Annotated in this window: 1 rRNA gene; it reads left to right on the plus strand. The window is 53.0% G+C overall.

From position 1 onward, the window contains the following. Positions 1–231 precede the first annotated feature (231 nt). Positions 232–348, plus strand: a 5S ribosomal RNA gene (gene rrf, locus JYA52_RS00060). The last annotated feature ends 73 nt before the right edge of the window (positions 349–421 follow it).

Raw genomic sequence — 421 nt, forward strand, 5'->3', positions numbered from 1 at the left:
CGCACCAGGGGTGGTAAAAAGAAACAAGACTGCTTGCGTCCACTATGTGGTTCCCAACCAACAAACCCGTCACACGGTAAGTTGCCCAGGGAACAAAATACCACAACAAAATAACAACACCACAGCTGTATCAACACCACTGAGGTATCATCAGAACATTTGATACAACAGCAGTGTTGTAACACCAGTTTTCCCTCTCTCACACCGCGGGTGTTTTCCGGGTAGATGGGTTACGGCGGTCATTGCTTTGGGTAATCGCCCGGTCCCAGTCCGACCCCGGAAGCTAAGACCCACAGCGCCGAGGGTACTGCACCCGGGAGGGTGTGGGAGAGTAGGTCACCGCCGGACATAAATTAAGGCCAAGGCCCCGACAACGAATGTCGGGGCCTTCGCTGTTAACCAACCAAGACTTCTTTTCGAC

Source organism: Arthrobacter pascens (genome assembly GCF_017052465.1).
Taxonomy (GTDB): domain Bacteria; phylum Actinomycetota; class Actinomycetes; order Actinomycetales; family Micrococcaceae; genus Arthrobacter; species Arthrobacter pascens.